Source organism: Streptomyces sp. NPDC096339 (assembly GCF_044762985.1).
Lineage (GTDB): Bacteria > Actinomycetota > Actinomycetes > Streptomycetales > Streptomycetaceae > Streptomyces.
Map to the genome: position 1 here is coordinate 65972 of NZ_JBIWFI010000031.1, position 14440 is coordinate 80411.

A 14440-nucleotide genomic window follows, 5' to 3' on the forward strand; every position below is an offset into this window, starting at 1 on the left:
ACCGCACTCGTGTGCTGCCGGCCCCGGCTCTCCCCGCGAGGCCGGCAGCTCCCTGCCCTTCTTAGGGTACGACCGGATGGCCGGGCGGCTGGGCGGCCTCCTGGCTGTCGTCGGCCCGCGGTGGTGACGTTGGGCTCGTCCACGCGGACTCGCACGCAGAATCAACGAGGCCTGCGCGCTCCGCACAGTGCTGCCGTCCATGCGGTCATAGAGTCGTCGAGCCGCACCAAGGAGCGGCGGTTTTCGAGGATTTGCCGTAATTCGGCGAGTCCGGATCCGGCCAGGTCGGCGCGCCGCGCACAGACCGAGGTCTGGAGATTCACTTTCCGGGAGATGACGCATGATCCAGTCCTGGCGTAGAGCACGCCGCGCTGTCAGAGCAACCGCAACCGCTACCGCCCTGGCCGCGATCGCCCTGGTCGGCTCCGCCGGCACGGCCTCTGCGGACTACTTCGGCGGCGGGCCCAACTCCATGAAGAACTGGAACAGCGACTCGTGCCTGGTCGTCCAGGGCAGCCAGAACGGCAGCGCTGCCTACCAGTACAAGTGCTTGGGCTACGCCGACCAACTGTGGACAGTCGACGAATGGGGCACGGGCACCTTTCACCTGACGAACTCGAACAGCGGAAAGTGCCTCGTCGTCCAGGGGCTCGCCAACGGAAACGGCGCGTTCCAGTACGACTGCGCGAACTACCGGGATCAGCTGTGGCGGTTGATCGGCACGGGCTACGGGTGGCTGCTGCAGAACGTCAACAGCGGAAAGTGCCTGGTCGTCCAGGGCGGCGCCGACGGAAGCCGCGCCTTCCAGTACACCTGTGATGAGAACTACGACGACCAGCGGTGGATGTTCGTCTGACCTCCTGACGTCCCTTGGCGAGGCCTCGACGCAGGCCGCGTCGAGGCGCGTCGCTGCACAGTTGCTGCAGCGCAGGACGTTCCCGCACACGGGGGCGGGAACGTCCTGTGGGTGTGAGCGGCCGCTGATGTGGCGGGGGCCGCTGGTCCGGCGTTCTCCCCGGTCGTCAGTCCCGGATGAGCAGGACGACGAATCCCGCGACGACGCCCAGCACCACCGCGAGCACGGAGTACCGGGGCCGGGACTCACGCAGGACCGGAAGGAAGTGGTCCACGGAGAAGCGGCCCGGCCCGGTGAGTGTGGTGGGGGACTTCAACGACTGGCAGTCCGGTGTCCACCTGCTCAAGCGGCGCATGGACGGCAAGCGGGCGGGGACGGTCGGATTGCCCAGCAGCAGCACGCATTCGTTCCGCTACCTGACAGCGGGTGACTACTGGTTCAATGACGAGGGCGTGGGCGACCGGGAAGACGCCAACAGCTGCCTGCACACTTGACAAGCCGGCCCGCCGCAGCTGCGGTCCTCTGGCCGGGGCGGCCCGCGCTCTCGGACTTGCCGGTCCTGGGCCAGGTGGAACAGTTCGGCTGCGTACCGCGTCGGGGCGTCGGGGTGTGGTGGGATCGGCCGGGTGAAGGATCCCTTCCGCAGTGACGAATCGGCTCCTGGCCACGTCCGCGACGGGAGACGCGGCCGCGCGGCAGGCTGTGGCCGCCCGGGCTGCTGACGCGGCCGGTCCGGCACTGCTGCTGGACATGCTCGGCCTCATGCCCGAGACCAGCTGCCCACACCACCTGCTGGGCCCGGAACGTCCCCGCTGATGTGCCGCCGGGGCCTGTGGTGGGTCAGCCGGCGAGCCTCGGGTATGCGAGGTGGTCCGTCCTGCGGGCGGTGAGGTGGACGCGGACGTCGGCGAGGAGTTCCAGGGCGTTGTCGTAGGCGTCACCGACGCTCCCGACCGAGGGGCTGATGCCCTCGAGGCGAAGACGCTCGGTGAAGCGCAGGCTCGTGTATGGCGAGCCCGCATCCGAATGACATATGAGCTGGTCCCGGCCAACAAGGGTGCCTTCGTGGCCACGACGCCAAAGGGCCATCCTGAGTGGCACGTCGACCAGCTCCACGTCCCGCTTCACCGACGCGTGCCAGCCCACGATCTTCTGGGAGAAGCAGTCCACGATGAACGCCACGTAGGTGAACGTCTGATACGTGCGGACGTAAGTGAAGTCGGTGGTCCACTTCTCATCAGGGTCCGGGGCTGTGAAGTCCCTGTTCGGCAGGTCCGCCGCCCTCGTGGCGGCCGGGTTGGGAACGGTCGTTCTGGGTCTCTTCCCGCGCACGACGCCGGCCATGCCGAGCGAGCGCATGGCCCGGTCAACCGCCCCGAACCCGGCCCCGGGCAGCACCGTGCGGCGGATGAGAGCCAATATTTTGCGCCGGCCATGGAGACCCTCAGGAGCCGGCACACGCTGCCCAGCACCGTTGGTGGTGAAGGCCAGCGACCGGATGGCTTCCTCGACCAGGGCGTCACTTACGGTCCCCGGGCCGCGGGCCCGTTCACCGGCCCCACGGGGGCGCGGCAGGCCCTTAAGGTTCGTGCCGCGATCTTCAGTCCCGCGCTGTTCAGGGCGGTGAGGATCGACTCGACGGTATGACCGACGGCCTTCATCTGGTCGACGTAGGCGACGATCAGCGGTTTCGGGGGTCGAGTTCCCCCGCGACGAAAATCGTCGCCGACTTCAGTACCTCGTTGACCTCGCGCAGCCGCTTGTTCTCCGCCCGCAACCGCCTGAGCTCCTCGCGTTCGTCGCTGGTCACGCCCGCAGTGACGCCCGTGTCGATCTCGTGCTGGCCACCCAGCGCCGCACGGATTCACGCGAGACACCGAGCGACTCGGCAACCTGGACATGGACAGTACGCTCGGTGGAGTACTCCGAACGGTGCTGGGTCACCAGACGCACAGCCTGGCTCCGAAGCGCGGGGTCGATCTTCTTGGGCACGTGTCCGATCCTCTCTGATGGCTCACAACGGAGCGGTAGAGAAGTCAGAACGGTTCAGTTCATCCTTGTGTGGGGCGTTGGTGCCCTCCCACCCGCCTATTGGGTGGGGCGGCCCCACGTGGCGCGGGGCGCCGGTGTGTGCGGGCTGGTGGTGGGTCAGGTCTTGGGTCGGGTCCAGAGGATGACGATGGCTCCGTGTTGGCCGGCGGCGCCGTTTTGGCCGTTGCTGCCTGGTCTGCTGCCGAAGCCGTCTTGGCCGGCGGAGCATTGGTCGGAGGCGGTGCCAGCACTGTTGTCGAGGCATCCGCCTCTGCCCCCGTCGCCCCCGTAGCCGCCTACACCGCCGAATCCGCCGTTGCCTCCTCCGCCGTACGCCCAGGCGCCTTCAACGCCGTCGAGGAAGTGCCGTGCCTTCACGCCGGGCCCATCGGCCACCGGGGCGCCGCCGGCGCCTGCGTCGCCGGCCCATTCTGGGCTGGGGCGGTGTTCCTTGCCGGTGACGCCCTTGCCCGAGGAGCCCTCTCCTCCGGCGCCTCCGGCTTCGGGGGTGGCACTGTCGGTTCCGTCGGGGCCGGGGTAGTCGGGCGTCAGCTTGGTGCACCGTTTGGTGTTCACGCTCTTGGTCGTGCCGTCCAGGCCCTTGGTGCCGGGTGTGCCGGCGGGCGCGCCGGCTGTGCCACCTGTGCCGCCGGCACCGTCTTGTACGAGGGCTTCGCCTCCGTAGGCGCCCCCTCCGCCCCCTCCGCAGCCTCCGCCGTGGCCTCCGGTGCCTGCCGTGCCGCCCTTGCCGCAGGGGGCGGTCAAACCCCGGGCTTCAGGTAGAAGTCCTCACCGTACGGCTCGATGAAGAGACAAAGATCGCCTTTGCCTGCGTTCGCCACAGGAAGCCTGCTGCGTCCCACCTGTCCCCCCAAGACCGTCACTCCAAATGGGCCACTCCACATATCTGCCCACACCAGCTCCGCCTGCCTCAAGCCGCTCTAGCCCTGCCGGTTGCGGGGCAACCCTTGACGCAAGGTCCGGCGTGCCCAAGCGAATGATCGAGGCCGGCGGTTGCCCGATGTGCATTCCTTGCGGCGTGCTGCGGTGCTAGCATTTTTCGGAGCGTTCCGTTGAGGTCTGCGGAGCAATGGGGGGTGGATTGCAACGCCGATTAGCGGTCGTCGGGAGCTTCCGTAATCAGGAGCTCCATATCCATGGATTCACCAACGAATCCGTGTTCGCCGAGATCTGTGCCGGGATCGGTGCCTGGGTGCAGCGGACGGGCCATATCCTCCGGGTGGGGTGGAGCAACGACCATCTGCTCAAGCAGGCGCGCCCCGAGGTCGATGGCCTGGAGAGCGTCGTACGGAATCCGGACGGAACGCTCGGTGCGAACCCGGAACACTGCCGTTTCCTCTTCGAGGAGACCGCCGACTACCATGCGATGCGCGGATTCCTCGAGTCGGCGGTGGTGAATCCGACGTCCGCGGCCCATGTCGAACTCGACATCAGCGAACCCATGCTCAACGGCAGCAGGGAACGCAACACACTGGCCTGGACGCCGGTCCGGGAGCGCGTGGTCGCCGGCACACGGATCGCGGACCATATAAACACCGGCGTCGTCCGGCGGTACGAGATCGACGGCCGACGTGACTATGAACTGTTCCGGTCGAAATACCTGATGAACATGTTGACGGACACCGGCGCCCGGGAGGTCGACCTGGTGGTGGCGGTCGGCGGGGGGAAGGCCAGCGGGACCTTCTACCAGACCGCGCTCGAACGGATGAAATTGCTTCCGCTTCCCTATTGCGGTGGCGAGGCCCAGCGTACGATTTTGCGCTCCTACGCCCGCCGCAACAGCAGGGCTCTGGAACGGATCACCTATGTGCTCGGACATGAGATGCCCGAGGTGGAACAGGATTACGCTCCGGATGAGGTCGGCGGACTCCTCCGCATTCTGGACAACGTCGAGAAGTTCTTCAGTTACCCCTATCGCGTCTTCGTCGCGTTCCCATACGGCCGGACCGCCGAACAGCGGGCGACGCAGAACCACCTCTTCGGCATCATCGAGCGCGCCATCGCCACGGTTTCCGCAAGCGCTCCCAACCGTTATCCCCATGCCTCGGCCGTCCGTATCGACCAGCACATCTTCGGGACCAGGGAGATCCACCGGGAGATGTGGAGCATGATCCGCAACTGCGGTGTGATCATGGGAGAGCTCACCCCGATCGACCCCGGCGGAGCACCCAATCCCAATGTCTTCTACGAACTGGGCTTCGCGGACGGGGTGTTCAACGACAAGCCCCACCTGCTCACCGCGCGGCACGGCACGGAGGTGCCCTTCGATGTCGGAAACAAGCTCATCTACTACTGGTCGGACCTGGAGCACTTCGAGCGGGTGTGCGTCGAGCAGTTCCGACGGATCTTCGACCGGGTGCACAACAACGAATAGTGTTCCCCGCGACACCGCCACACCGGCAGCCGGCCCGGCTGGGGAGTTCCCGATTCCGGCGAGCGCCATCGGGCATCTGGAGGAACTGCTGCGACGAGAGGTGCTGCGCGTCCTCGACAGCGCCAAGAGCGTCGACGAGCCCGTCCTCGTCCACCTGCTCGGGGTTCCGGGCGCCGGGAAGTCGACTGTCGCAGCGCTGCTGGCAAGGGAGCTGAGTCCGCTCTCCCCCACGCTGGTGGCCTTCGACCAACTGATGGAGGCTGTTCCCGAGTACCGCCGGGCCACCGACCGACAGGAGGCGTTCCGCCGGTGGGAACTGCCGGCGAGGGACGCCGGGTACGCACTGCTGCGTGAACTGATCCAAGCCAGGGCCACGGTCGTTCTCGACCACAGTGGCGCGGGTCCCGGACACGTGGAGCTGCTGGAGTACGCGCGCACAGCGCTCCACTACCGCACAGCCGTGGTACGGCTGAGAACATCCCCGGAGACCGCTGCGCGCCGTGCGGCGGCCCGGCAGGCCACCAACGGCCGGTACTTGCCCGCGCACTACATCGCCGAGCGCCAGGTGGTCATCGAGCGGCTGCTGGAAGGCTATCGTCGTGCCGCGGACGACTATGTGGAGATTGCCAATGACGAGGAATGCGACACCGCCCTGCGGCCCCTGGCAACCGCCTGCGCACGCTTCGCGCAGCGGTTCACCGGGCCCGGCCCGGCGTGAGGGCCGACTGCGTGTCGTGGCGGCAGTACTGCCGGGGGCGCGGCAGTGACCCCGGACGCGTCCGTCATCCTGAGCGATGAGCCCGGCTCCTTCGCGTGGGGCGTGCTGGCCGTAAGGCATCCGGCGCTCATCAAGAAGGTGCGTGGAGCCTTCCCGTACGATCCCGCTCGGCACCGCGCGCTTGACACCTTGCTCGCGCAGATCACGCAGGGAGTGATCGAACCGCTCGGTGATGATGCGCACGACGCCGCCCGCTGGGCGGTATGGGGACGTGGCCACTTCGGCCGGTCGTGGTTCGATGTGCCCTTCCTGTGGGCGGAGAGCTACTTCTACCGCAAGCTGCTCGAAGCGGTCGGCTACTTCGAGGACGGGCCCTGGCGGGGGATCGACCCGTTCGGTCCGTTCAAGCAGGCGGAACTGAGCACCGTGGAGGCCGACGAGGAGCCAGCCGTACTCGACCACCCCGAGCTGCGTCCGGCCGACGCGCAGGCCCAGGCCCAGGCACTGCTCCTCGGCTCATTGTGGGGCAACCGCGCGGACCTCGGCTTCCACATCACCTCGGGAACCTCCACAACGGAGACCGGTGGCGGGGGTCTGGTCGCGGACGAGTCAGCGCTGCTGTGGACTTTGCTGCCGGAGGGAAGTCCGGCCACGGTGTGCGTGGTGGCGGACAACTCCGGACGTGAGCTCCTCGCCGATCTCCTCCTTGTCGACCATCTGCTGAGCCATCGCCACGCCGAGCAGGTCGTCCTGCATGTCAAGCCGTACCCGTACTACGTCTCCGACGCCACGACCGCCGATGTGATCGAATGCCTGCGCCGGCTCACCGCCATGCGGAGCGCCGAAACAGGGGCCGGGCAGCGGCTGTGGTCGGCCTTGAGCAGCGGCCGCCTGGCCCTCCGCTCCCATGCCTTCTCCTGCGCCCCCCTTCCGTACGCGGACATGCCAGACGACCTGCGGGGGGAGTTCTCCGAAGTCACGCTGACCCTGATGAAAGGCGACCTGAACTACCGTCGCCTGGTAGGCGATCGGAGCTGGCCCGCCACCACGCCCTTCGCCGATCGCACCGCCTACTTCCCGAGCCCGGTGGCCGCGCTGCGCACCCTGAAGTCCGATGTCGTCGTCGGGCTGGACGATCAGACCGAGGCCACCCTCGTCAAGGCCCACGAGCAGCGGTGGCGCACCAGCGGTACGCACGCGCTGATCCAGGTCAGGCGCTGAGCAGGAGGAGTGACGCCGATAGCGCTCCAGGATTGCGCGCTACGGCGCGTCCTGCGGCCTGTAACGTCCCTAGGCAGAACGAGCGGTCACGGGCCGAGATGGCCTCCGGTGGCTGGACCGGTGCCTCGCTGGCGAACGTCACGGGCGTCGACCCCAAGAGCGTCGAGCGGTGGGTCAACCTCGGCCGTACCCCAGGGCGCTGCTGACTACCGAGGCCCTGGGCGAGGACGTACATGCCCTCGGGCCGGCGCTCAGGCAGGCCCGTGCCGCGCGGGCCGTGATGATCTGCGTGTGTCTGTCAGTGGTGTTCGGCGTTGAGGTGTCAGTGTCCTGTCTGGGGTTGTCTCTGGTCGAGGGCGTGTGGCTGGAGCTTCGGTGCTGACAGTGCTTGCCGATTCCGCGCTGACATTTTTGGCGTAGTGCCTGCTCATTTGGGTGCACATCGCTATGGCAGGCACGTATGGGACACGACTCCGGAGCCCTTGTCGAGGACGTCTTTGCACGCCTTCTGGGCTACCCACGCGCCGCTTCTCGCCACCTCGTGCCGGAAGCGTGTCGTCCTGCGGTGGGATGGGGATGAAGCGCCCATGGCGAAGACTTGGCGCGCTGTCCTGGTGCTCGCGTTCGTGGGGTGGAGCGTGTTCGCGTACCAGTGGACCGAGGTCGGGTGCAGCATTCCCCGGGCCTATCTTGCGGTGGTCGAGTACGGGACACCGGAGGGCATCGAGTTCCTGCCGGCCTGTCACGGGTAGGCGGAGCTCCCATGGTTGGCGCCCGCGTCGGCGGCTTCAGTGGGTGGGCTGGGCCGCTCGTCACCGTCGCCTGTGTCGCCGTTTGCTGATGCGCGACGTGTGGGTTTCAGTGGTTGGTGACAGGGCTTTCAGTAGGGGTTTTGGCTGGTGGGAGGGTTGTGGGGTGTCGTTTTTCTACTGAAGGCGGGTGTCGTTTTCCGTTGAAGGTTTGCTGTCGCGTGTGTGTGGGCTTGCGGGAGGGCCTACTGCTCGGCTTGCTGGGCTGTCGCTGTCTTTGGGAGGCGAGGGTTGCGGCGTGTGCGTCGATGGTGTGGCAGGGTTTGCGATGCGCGGGATCGCCTTGCGACGGGTGGTCTCACGCAGCCGGGACCACTGCTGCTCTGAAGCAGTGGTCAGCCGAATGTTCCGTCCTCGCGGTCGGTGAAGGATTCACAGCCGTCGTGCTCGAAACGCAGCCGCCCGTCGAATGCTGACCCGGCGTTGGTGCAAGCGCCCCAGTCCTGGCCGAGCTCTCCACTGAGCGCGATCCAGAACCGGCACCCACCGCACTGCTCGTAGTACCACTCGTCTCGATAGTCAGGTTCTCCAGTGGACCGGTTCAGCAGTCGTAGCCAGCGCGCGTGAACCACATCGTTGTGGCCACGATCGTCACCCGTCCAGGGCGTGCCACCCATCACCCAACCCCCAACGCTCTCCCCGGATTCGCAAGGTCAATCTGCACAGAACCGAGACTGGGCCACCAGCTGATTCTTGCGATGCCCGGCGCACCACTGCCGGCTGTCGTCGGCGGCTGGCTGCGTAGGTGACTGCGGGGTTCTGGAACGCATTCCGTGAGAGCGATCGACGAGTCTCTTCTGATCGGCAGACTGGAGCGATGCGGATAGAGAGCGTCGTCGGGTCGACCAGCGGGGCACTCAGCGCACGAAGACCGTTCCCGTGCCGTGGTTGTCGCCAGAGGTCAGGCCCCAGAGGATCAGCACCACGATGATGGCCAGCAGGACCAGCCCCGGCACGTTCTCGGGCCCCCAACGAACGGGCTGGCGAACGGGTGGGCCGGGTGTGGCATCGTCGCGCGCGGTGTCGGAGTCGGCACGCTGCCAGGGCGCGACATCGGCCTCACCCCGGGCGATCCGCGCGGCCACGCGGCGCACGTCGGCCGCGTGGTAGGTCGGCTCGCGGGTCAGGTCCGGGGAGGGCGCACCCGAGGTACGTACACGGTTGGCCCGCGCTACCGCCCTGATGCTGCTCGGCCTGATCTGCGGCCAGATTCGCCGGACTTCGGCCGTCGTCAACCAGCCTTGCCCGTCCTCACGGTCCTGCTCGTCCGCTGCCCCCATTCGAAGTCCGCCCCCTCACTAGCCAGCCACCCGTGGGCTTGATACCCAAACCGCCCGGAGATCACCCCGGCCGGGCCTCCACACTCGAACTCACGCCCACCGCGGCTGCCGCGGACACCCGGCGCTGATCCAGCCGTGGGACGGGAGGTCAGGTGATGGTAGATCGTGCGCAGCGGCTCTGTGCCCCGGAATCCCGGGTGGTTCGCCTCGTACGGTTCCGGGGGTGCGGCGAGGACGTCGCCGCACCCCCGAGGCCGACCGCCAGGGTTACGTGCCGGAACCGTGCCTGCCGGCGCCTGGGGGCGGCCCCCCCGGTCGGGGGTGCCCCGGTGTCGGGGCCGGGGCACCCACAGGTCAGGACGTCGGGACGGTGACCGAAGCGGCGGAGTACTCGCCGTACCAGCCGCGGTACGGCGTGTTGAACTTGCCTCTCGCCTGGGTGCCGAAGATGTGCACGGCCATCGTGGCCGCGGCCGGGGGCGTGAACGGAGAACGGACAGCAGTTGTTCACGACAGATCTGGCAGCACCAGCGCGTCGGCAGCCACGCTGCCTGGCCGTGGCCGAGGAGGTTCGAGCGGTCATCCGGCGGCTCTGCGAGAGCTCTCTCCCGCAGAGTCTGGCCTGTAGGGCATGATCGCGAACATGAGTGAATCGGAACTGGAACGGCTCTCACGGATGTGGAAAGAGCACATGCGCGCGCCATTCCCACCACACATGCGCGGTCGAGAGATCGAAGGCGAAGATATGGTGTTGCTCGACTCGTATATCGCTGGCGGTGTCGTCTCGTCGCTGTCAGGGCCTCTTGATGGGAAGCGCCGCGAGATCCTGCTTGTTTGCCTTGAGGCCATTGAGAAGGTCCTGCCGTCGATCGATGATGATGACGGCGCGTCCGAGTACTACAAGCACCTGCGGGACATGGCTGCGTTGGCTGTCGAACTGGGCAACGCCAACGCTCGCTAAGGCTTGTCCCGTAAGGATTGGTGGGCGTGGGCGGGTAACACCGTCCGGTGGTTAGCCGAAGAGCAAGTCGACGTCCCTCGCCACGCAGAACTGTAGGACGACGACCAGCTGGCGGACGTCCTGGATGCGGCGTTGCCAGACCGGATCGAGTCGGTCATCCTGCAGCTGCCCAGCGATCTCGCTGAGACGGGGCAGGATCGCAGCGCAGTGTGCCGGCGTGAGGTGGCCATCGTCGTCAGGGTGGTCGAGAAGCGGTGTCAGTGGAGTGGAGACTTCGCTCCAGGGACGCTCTCCGCCGAAGCCGCGCATCTCGGCAAGGGTGAACCCCTCGATCTGCGCCAGCCATTTCCGGAACATTCCGAAGCCGGTGTAGGACCAGGAGATGTCCGGGCTGTCGATGTTGTGGTCTCCTGGGAACAGAACCAGTCCCACCGTGTACTCCTCATTGGCCGAGCACACAGGATCGGCTGTGGGAAGGAGAGGCCGCAACTGGAATGATCACCGTGTGGCTGGTGTGATCACGGCGTCCGAGCCGTCCTGGATAGCCCCGTTCACCGGGCTGAGCCCTCGCCGTTTCGGCAAGCTGCTGACCGCAGTCCGCCGTGAGACCAGGGTCGAGGCCCAACGAGGGCGCCCCTGGGGACTGCCGCTGCAGGACCGCATCCTGCTGGTCGCGGCCTACTGGCGCACGAACTTGACGCTGCGGCAGATCGCCCCGCTCTTCGGCATCTCCAAGTCCGCAGCTGACCGAGTCATCGGCCATCTCGGCCCGAAGCCGGCGCTGTAGCCCAGGCGCCGCTTCGCGAAGGACACCGTGCTCATAGTGGACGGCACCTTGGTCCCCACCCGTGATCACGCAGTGGCCGAGCAGTCCAAGAACTACCGGTACTCGACCAACCACCGGATCGTCGTCGACGCCGACACCCGCTTGGTCGTCGTGGTCGGGCGGCCGCTGCCGGGTAACCGCAACGACTGCAAGGCGTGGGAGGAATCCGGCGCGAAGGCTGCCGTCGGCAAGACGATGACCATCGCGGACGGCGGCTACCCGGGCACCGGACTGGTGATGCCCCACCGGCGCCGCACGGGCGAGGAGCTGCCCGCCTGGAAGGAAGCCCACAACAAGTCCCACAAGCAAGTACGGGCCCGTGTCGAGCACGTCTTCGCCCGGATGAAGACCTGGAAGATCTTCCGCGACTGCCGTCTCAAAGGCGACGGCGTTCACCACGCCATGCTCGGCATCGCCCGACTGCACAACCTCACCCTCGCCGGATAAACGAGCGGTCCCACACAAGACCGATCACTTTCGACCGGCCCGAAGATCATTACGGGACAAGCCTTAGGCCGTCAGACCTTGTGGCCTGGTTCGGAGTGGAGGCTCTGCGTACCGAGTGCGGTGCGGGGCGGTCAGTTGTGCATTTCCACGTTTCCGGTGTTGCAGGCGGAGTATTGCTGGTTGATGTCGAGGCCCTGGCTGGCCCATGGTGCGAGGCAGGGGACGGTGGTGTTGGCGAGGGGGGCACCCATGGAGCCCACGAGCTGGGTGGTTTCCGCCATGACGGGCGCGGCAGCGTCGATGGCGAAGCCGTTCGGAGAGGGGTCGAGCGGTCCGGTGTCCGCGGTGGCCGCGTTGGCGCCACAGAGGATTGCGGCACCGGCCAGCAGCATGGTTGCTCCAAGCTTCGTCGCACGCATCAAGTTGCTCCGTTCGTTCATGGCAGTCCTGGGAAAAGGTTCTGATCACAAGAACGTTTCGGCTTGATCTTGGTTACGGCGCGAGGTTCGGGTCTGGGGTCGGGGCAGCCCGTGCCGATATGGCGTGCGTGGGTGAGGCCCGGTGCCCGGTCTTTCGGGGGCGGTACCGCCGGGCCGCCTCAGGCAGTCAGCCGGCCCCGGCCAGTGACGGCTGGTCAGTGTGTGCCTGTGCCCGTCCCGGTCCCAGGCGGCGTCGGCCGGGGGAGCGGGGCGCCGCCGCAGGTTCCTCGGCGGCCGCGGGCGGCGCCTCGGCCGGCTCGGCGGCGAGACGGGCCCGGCGGACGGCTGCGGGCTGTGCAAGGGGAGTTGCGGGGCGCGGGCCGGTGCCCAGGACGCGACGTTCGATCATTCGCCTAGTTTCCCGGCTCGGCCCCGGGGGTTGCGACCATCGAGGGAGCAGGTCCCGCTCCACCACCACGTCCGGGCCCGCGCCCGGCCAGGCCGCCCCGGCGGAGCCGGCGGTGCCTGCGCACCGGCAGCCGTCCGCGCCTGCGCGGCGTCAGGGGCGTGGTCGGCAGCGGTTCCCGGATCCGGGAAGGGTGCCGCCCCGACGAGAGCCCCCGGCCGATACTTCGGGTGCCGGCCGGGGAGCCTTTCGCGAACCGTCCGGCGGGTCAGCGGTCCGGGTTGATGCCGTTCGAGACGGACTTCACGCGGGCGATCTGGACCTTTGCCGCATACTCCACGTTGCGGAGCTCGGTGTCGCTCGCGCGGAGGTGCGCCACGACGGCGCCGATGCGCATGACGACATCGAAGCTGTCGCCGTCCTGCATTGCCTCGGTCTCGTCTGCGCCGGCGTCCACCGTCACCGGCTTCGCCGGCTCGCCGTCCTCCGCTCTCTTCTTGCGCTCGTGCTCCGCCAGGTTCTTCATCGTCGTGGACGCGTCCTTCGCCGCGGCGAAAGTGAAAAGGGTGAACTCCACCCGTGCCCGGTCTGCGGAGCCCCGGGCCTCCATGTCCCTGTTCCCGATCGCCTGAATCCCGGGACACGGCGACTTCGTCAGCTCGGGGCAGCCCTTGACCACATCGTTGCCCTGGACCACGACTCGATCACCGCCGACCATGACGTCGCCGATGCTGCCGTCGGACGGGAGTGCGGAGTACAGGCCCGTCGTGTCCACCCAGACCGGCGGGAAGTTCGGCGTCACGCCCTTGCCGTCGGCGGGTGCCGATGACCCTCCGCCTTCCTTGGCGGGCGGCTTTGCCGTCATCCCTCCCGCGGTCGGGCTGCCCTTCGCCGAGCCTTCCGCCGGAGTGCTTCCGTCCTTGCACCCGGTCAGGGCAAGCGCCACTACCGCCGCGACAGCGGCCCCCCGTGCTACAGCCTTCACCCGGAATCCTCCGATGCCCTGATCATGCCCGAAGAAGATCGGACCATGATCGGATTCATTGACATGCACACCCAACCCCATTGGCCATCGACCGGCCAAATTCGGCGGCGGCTTCACGCTGTCGCGGAACCGCGCAGCAGTGACCTCGTCCGGCCTCAGGCTCTCGGCGCCCAGGATCTACACCGCGATCGCGGCCGCACGCCGAACATGTTCCTGACGAGGCACGCGCTCAGTGAGCCGTTTCAGCGTTGACGCTCCAGGGTGAGGATGGCTGCGGCGATGAGGGTCATGCGGTTGGGGCTGCAGCGGGCTCGGCGGAAGACACGCGAGGACTTCAGTGGTGCGATGCTTCGTTCGACCGGTGCTCGCGCTGCGGACAGGGCCCGGTTGATTGTCTGCTGGGTTGCGGTGAGGTCCTGATGAGGAAGCCGTCTGATCGGTGTGGTCACCCAGGAGCCGGCCCCGATGTAGGCGCGGTCGGCGAGGATGGGAACGCCCTGGCGTTCGCAGATGCGGATGATTCGGTGAGTGCGGGCCGCGGTGAGGTCATGGGTGCGGCCAGGCAGTGCGGGTGAGATCCATAGCAGCTTGCCCGCGGGATCGGTCACGACCTGCACGTTCACACCGTGACGGCGGTGCTTCTGGGAGAAGTCGGCCCGGCTGTCGCCGACGCGGTCGCACTCGGCGAGCGTCCCGTCGAGCAGGACGTGATCAGGATCGGCTTCTCGCAGGACCCGCAGCAATCTGGGTGCGCGGCGGTACAGGTGATCGACGACGGCTGTGACGTAGGCGTGGGCGGTACCGACGGATATGCCGAAGCCGGCGGCGATCTGCGCGAGCGTGTCGTGGCGGCGGAGGTAGACCAGGCCCACGAGCGCACGCTGGTGAGGCGGGAGCTTGCATCAACGGTCACCCTCGCGGGTGACGATGAGCATGGATACCCACTCGACCAGGGCGTGAGGCAGGTCGAGTGCGGCAGGATAGGGAACCAACAAGGCTCCTGTGCTGATGAGTTGAGACGTCGAACACCTCTCTCAACGGCACGGGAGCCTTGTGCGTTGCGGGACACCGGCCCGTCACCCGATC

Annotated in this window: 16 protein-coding genes and 3 pseudogenes; 10 read left to right on the forward strand and 9 right to left on the reverse strand. The window is 67.5% G+C overall.

Annotation, left to right across the window (positions count from 1 at the left end; genetic code table 11):
* The first annotated feature begins 340 nt into the window (after window positions 1–340).
* From ACIQ5Y_RS30170 to ACIQ5Y_RS30180, 3 genes are all read left to right on the forward strand, one after another.
* The gene (locus ACIQ5Y_RS30170; RefSeq protein WP_403887335.1) at window positions 341–856 is read left to right on the forward strand and encodes an RICIN domain-containing protein; all 516 of its coding nucleotides are present in this window, start codon (window positions 341–343) and stop codon (window positions 854–856) included.
* 293 nt (window positions 857–1149) lie between these two features.
* Window positions 1150–1350 carry a hypothetical protein gene (locus tag ACIQ5Y_RS30175; RefSeq protein WP_403887337.1) on the forward strand — a complete coding sequence of 67 codons (201 nt, stop codon included), beginning with the start codon at window positions 1150–1152 and terminating at the stop codon, window positions 1348–1350.
* A 151-nt stretch (window positions 1351–1501) separates the two neighbouring features.
* Window positions 1502–1672, forward strand: coding sequence for a hypothetical protein (locus ACIQ5Y_RS30180; RefSeq protein WP_403887340.1), 171 nt, complete (start codon window positions 1502–1504; stop codon window positions 1670–1672).
* Between the two features lie 24 nt (window positions 1673–1696).
* On the opposite strand, the gene ACIQ5Y_RS30185 is transcribed toward ACIQ5Y_RS30180, so the two are convergent.
* From ACIQ5Y_RS30185 to ACIQ5Y_RS30195, 3 genes are all read right to left on the reverse strand, one after another.
* On the reverse strand, window positions 1697–2200 hold the full coding sequence (locus tag ACIQ5Y_RS30185; protein WP_403887343.1) for a transposase: 504 nt from the start codon (window positions 2198–2200) through the stop codon (window positions 1697–1699).
* 337 nt (window positions 2201–2537) lie between these two features.
* A complete protein-coding gene (locus ACIQ5Y_RS30190; protein WP_403887346.1) occupies window positions 2538–2666 on the reverse strand; it encodes a hypothetical protein in 129 nt (42 codons plus the stop codon).
* Window positions 2667–3004: 338 nt separating this feature from the next.
* Window positions 3005–3463: a hypothetical protein gene (locus ACIQ5Y_RS30195; protein ID WP_403887349.1), complete on the reverse strand. Its 459-nt coding sequence runs from the start codon at window positions 3461–3463 to the stop codon at window positions 3005–3007.
* 601 nt (window positions 3464–4064) lie between these two features.
* On the opposite strand from ACIQ5Y_RS30195, the gene ACIQ5Y_RS30200 reads away from it, so the two are divergent.
* From ACIQ5Y_RS30200 to ACIQ5Y_RS30220, 5 genes and pseudogenes are all read left to right on the forward strand, one after another.
* Window positions 4065–5282: a hypothetical protein gene (locus ACIQ5Y_RS30200; protein ID WP_403887352.1), complete on the forward strand. Its 1218-nt coding sequence runs from the start codon at window positions 4065–4067 to the stop codon at window positions 5280–5282.
* Window positions 5283–5382: 100 nt separating this feature from the next.
* Complete coding sequence (locus ACIQ5Y_RS30205) at window positions 5383–6000, forward strand: AAA family ATPase (RefSeq protein WP_403887355.1); 618 nt, start codon at window positions 5383–5385, stop codon at window positions 5998–6000.
* 45 nt (window positions 6001–6045) lie between these two features.
* Window positions 6046–7221 (forward strand): damage-control phosphatase ARMT1 family protein, encoded by a 1176-nt coding sequence (locus ACIQ5Y_RS30210; protein ID WP_403887358.1) that lies wholly within the window; start codon window positions 6046–6048, stop codon window positions 7219–7221.
* Between the two features lie 98 nt (window positions 7222–7319).
* Window positions 7320–7501, forward strand: a pseudogene (locus ACIQ5Y_RS30215) (XRE family transcriptional regulator); the annotation flags it as partial.
* 307 nt (window positions 7502–7808) lie between these two features.
* Complete coding sequence (locus tag ACIQ5Y_RS30220) at window positions 7809–7973, forward strand: hypothetical protein (RefSeq protein ID WP_403887361.1); 165 nt, start codon at window positions 7809–7811, stop codon at window positions 7971–7973.
* A gap of 392 nt (window positions 7974–8365) precedes the next feature.
* Here the strand turns inward: ACIQ5Y_RS30220 and ACIQ5Y_RS30225 are convergent, their stop codons facing one another.
* Both ACIQ5Y_RS30225 and ACIQ5Y_RS30230 read right to left on the reverse strand, forming a co-directional pair.
* The gene (locus ACIQ5Y_RS30225; protein ID WP_403887364.1) at window positions 8366–8647 is read right to left on the reverse strand and encodes a DUF3027 domain-containing protein; all 282 of its coding nucleotides are present in this window, start codon (window positions 8645–8647) and stop codon (window positions 8366–8368) included.
* A 240-nt stretch (window positions 8648–8887) separates the two neighbouring features.
* Window positions 8888–9310, reverse strand: coding sequence for a hypothetical protein (locus ACIQ5Y_RS30230; protein ID WP_403887367.1), 423 nt, complete (start codon window positions 9308–9310; stop codon window positions 8888–8890).
* A 643-nt stretch (window positions 9311–9953) separates the two neighbouring features.
* Here ACIQ5Y_RS30230 and ACIQ5Y_RS30235 point away from each other — a divergent pair.
* Window positions 9954–10271, forward strand: coding sequence for a hypothetical protein (locus tag ACIQ5Y_RS30235; protein WP_403887370.1), 318 nt, complete (start codon window positions 9954–9956; stop codon window positions 10269–10271).
* Between the two features lie 51 nt (window positions 10272–10322).
* Here ACIQ5Y_RS30235 and ACIQ5Y_RS30240 read toward each other — a convergent pair whose 3' ends face one another.
* Entirely contained in the window at window positions 10323–10703 is a 381-nt protein-coding gene (locus ACIQ5Y_RS30240; RefSeq protein ID WP_403887373.1) for a hypothetical protein, read from the reverse strand.
* A 73-nt stretch (window positions 10704–10776) separates the two neighbouring features.
* On the opposite strand from ACIQ5Y_RS30240, the pseudogene ACIQ5Y_RS30245 reads away from it, so the two are divergent.
* A pseudogene (locus tag ACIQ5Y_RS30245) lies at window positions 10777–11544 on the forward strand (transposase).
* A 131-nt stretch (window positions 11545–11675) separates the two neighbouring features.
* Here the strand turns inward: ACIQ5Y_RS30245 and ACIQ5Y_RS30250 are convergent.
* The 3 genes and pseudogenes from ACIQ5Y_RS30250 to ACIQ5Y_RS30260 form a co-directional block, all read right to left on the reverse strand.
* Window positions 11676–11963, reverse strand: coding sequence for a hypothetical protein (locus tag ACIQ5Y_RS30250; RefSeq protein ID WP_403887376.1), 288 nt, complete (start codon window positions 11961–11963; stop codon window positions 11676–11678).
* Window positions 11964–12637: 674 nt separating this feature from the next.
* Window positions 12638–13471, reverse strand: a complete 834-nt coding sequence (locus tag ACIQ5Y_RS30255) for a hypothetical protein (RefSeq protein ID WP_403887379.1) — start codon at window positions 13469–13471, stop codon at window positions 12638–12640.
* Between the two features lie 125 nt (window positions 13472–13596).
* A pseudogene (locus ACIQ5Y_RS30260) lies at window positions 13597–14346 on the reverse strand (transposase family protein).
* Window positions 14347–14440 lie beyond the last annotated feature (94 nt).

What these genes read in the sequence shown, in the direction of transcription:
- ACIQ5Y_RS30170 (WP_403887335.1), top strand. Translation starts at nt 341, where the DNA reads ATGATCCAGTCCTGGCGTAGAGCACGCCGCGCTGTCAGAGCAACCGCA.
- ACIQ5Y_RS30185 (WP_403887343.1), bottom strand. Translation starts at nt 2,200, where the DNA reads ATGGCCGGCGTCGTGCGCGGGAAGAGACCCAGAACGACCGTTCCCAAC.
- ACIQ5Y_RS30220 (WP_403887361.1), top strand. Translation starts at nt 7,809, where the DNA reads ATGGCGAAGACTTGGCGCGCTGTCCTGGTGCTCGCGTTCGTGGGGTGG.
- ACIQ5Y_RS30225 (WP_403887364.1), bottom strand. Translation starts at nt 8,647, where the DNA reads ATGGGTGGCACGCCCTGGACGGGTGACGATCGTGGCCACAACGATGTG.
- ACIQ5Y_RS30230 (WP_403887367.1), bottom strand. Translation starts at nt 9,310, where the DNA reads ATGGGGGCAGCGGACGAGCAGGACCGTGAGGACGGGCAAGGCTGGTTG.
- ACIQ5Y_RS30235 (WP_403887370.1), top strand. Translation starts at nt 9,954, where the DNA reads ATGAGTGAATCGGAACTGGAACGGCTCTCACGGATGTGGAAAGAGCAC.
- ACIQ5Y_RS30250 (WP_403887376.1), bottom strand. Translation starts at nt 11,963, where the DNA reads ATGCGTGCGACGAAGCTTGGAGCAACCATGCTGCTGGCCGGTGCCGCA.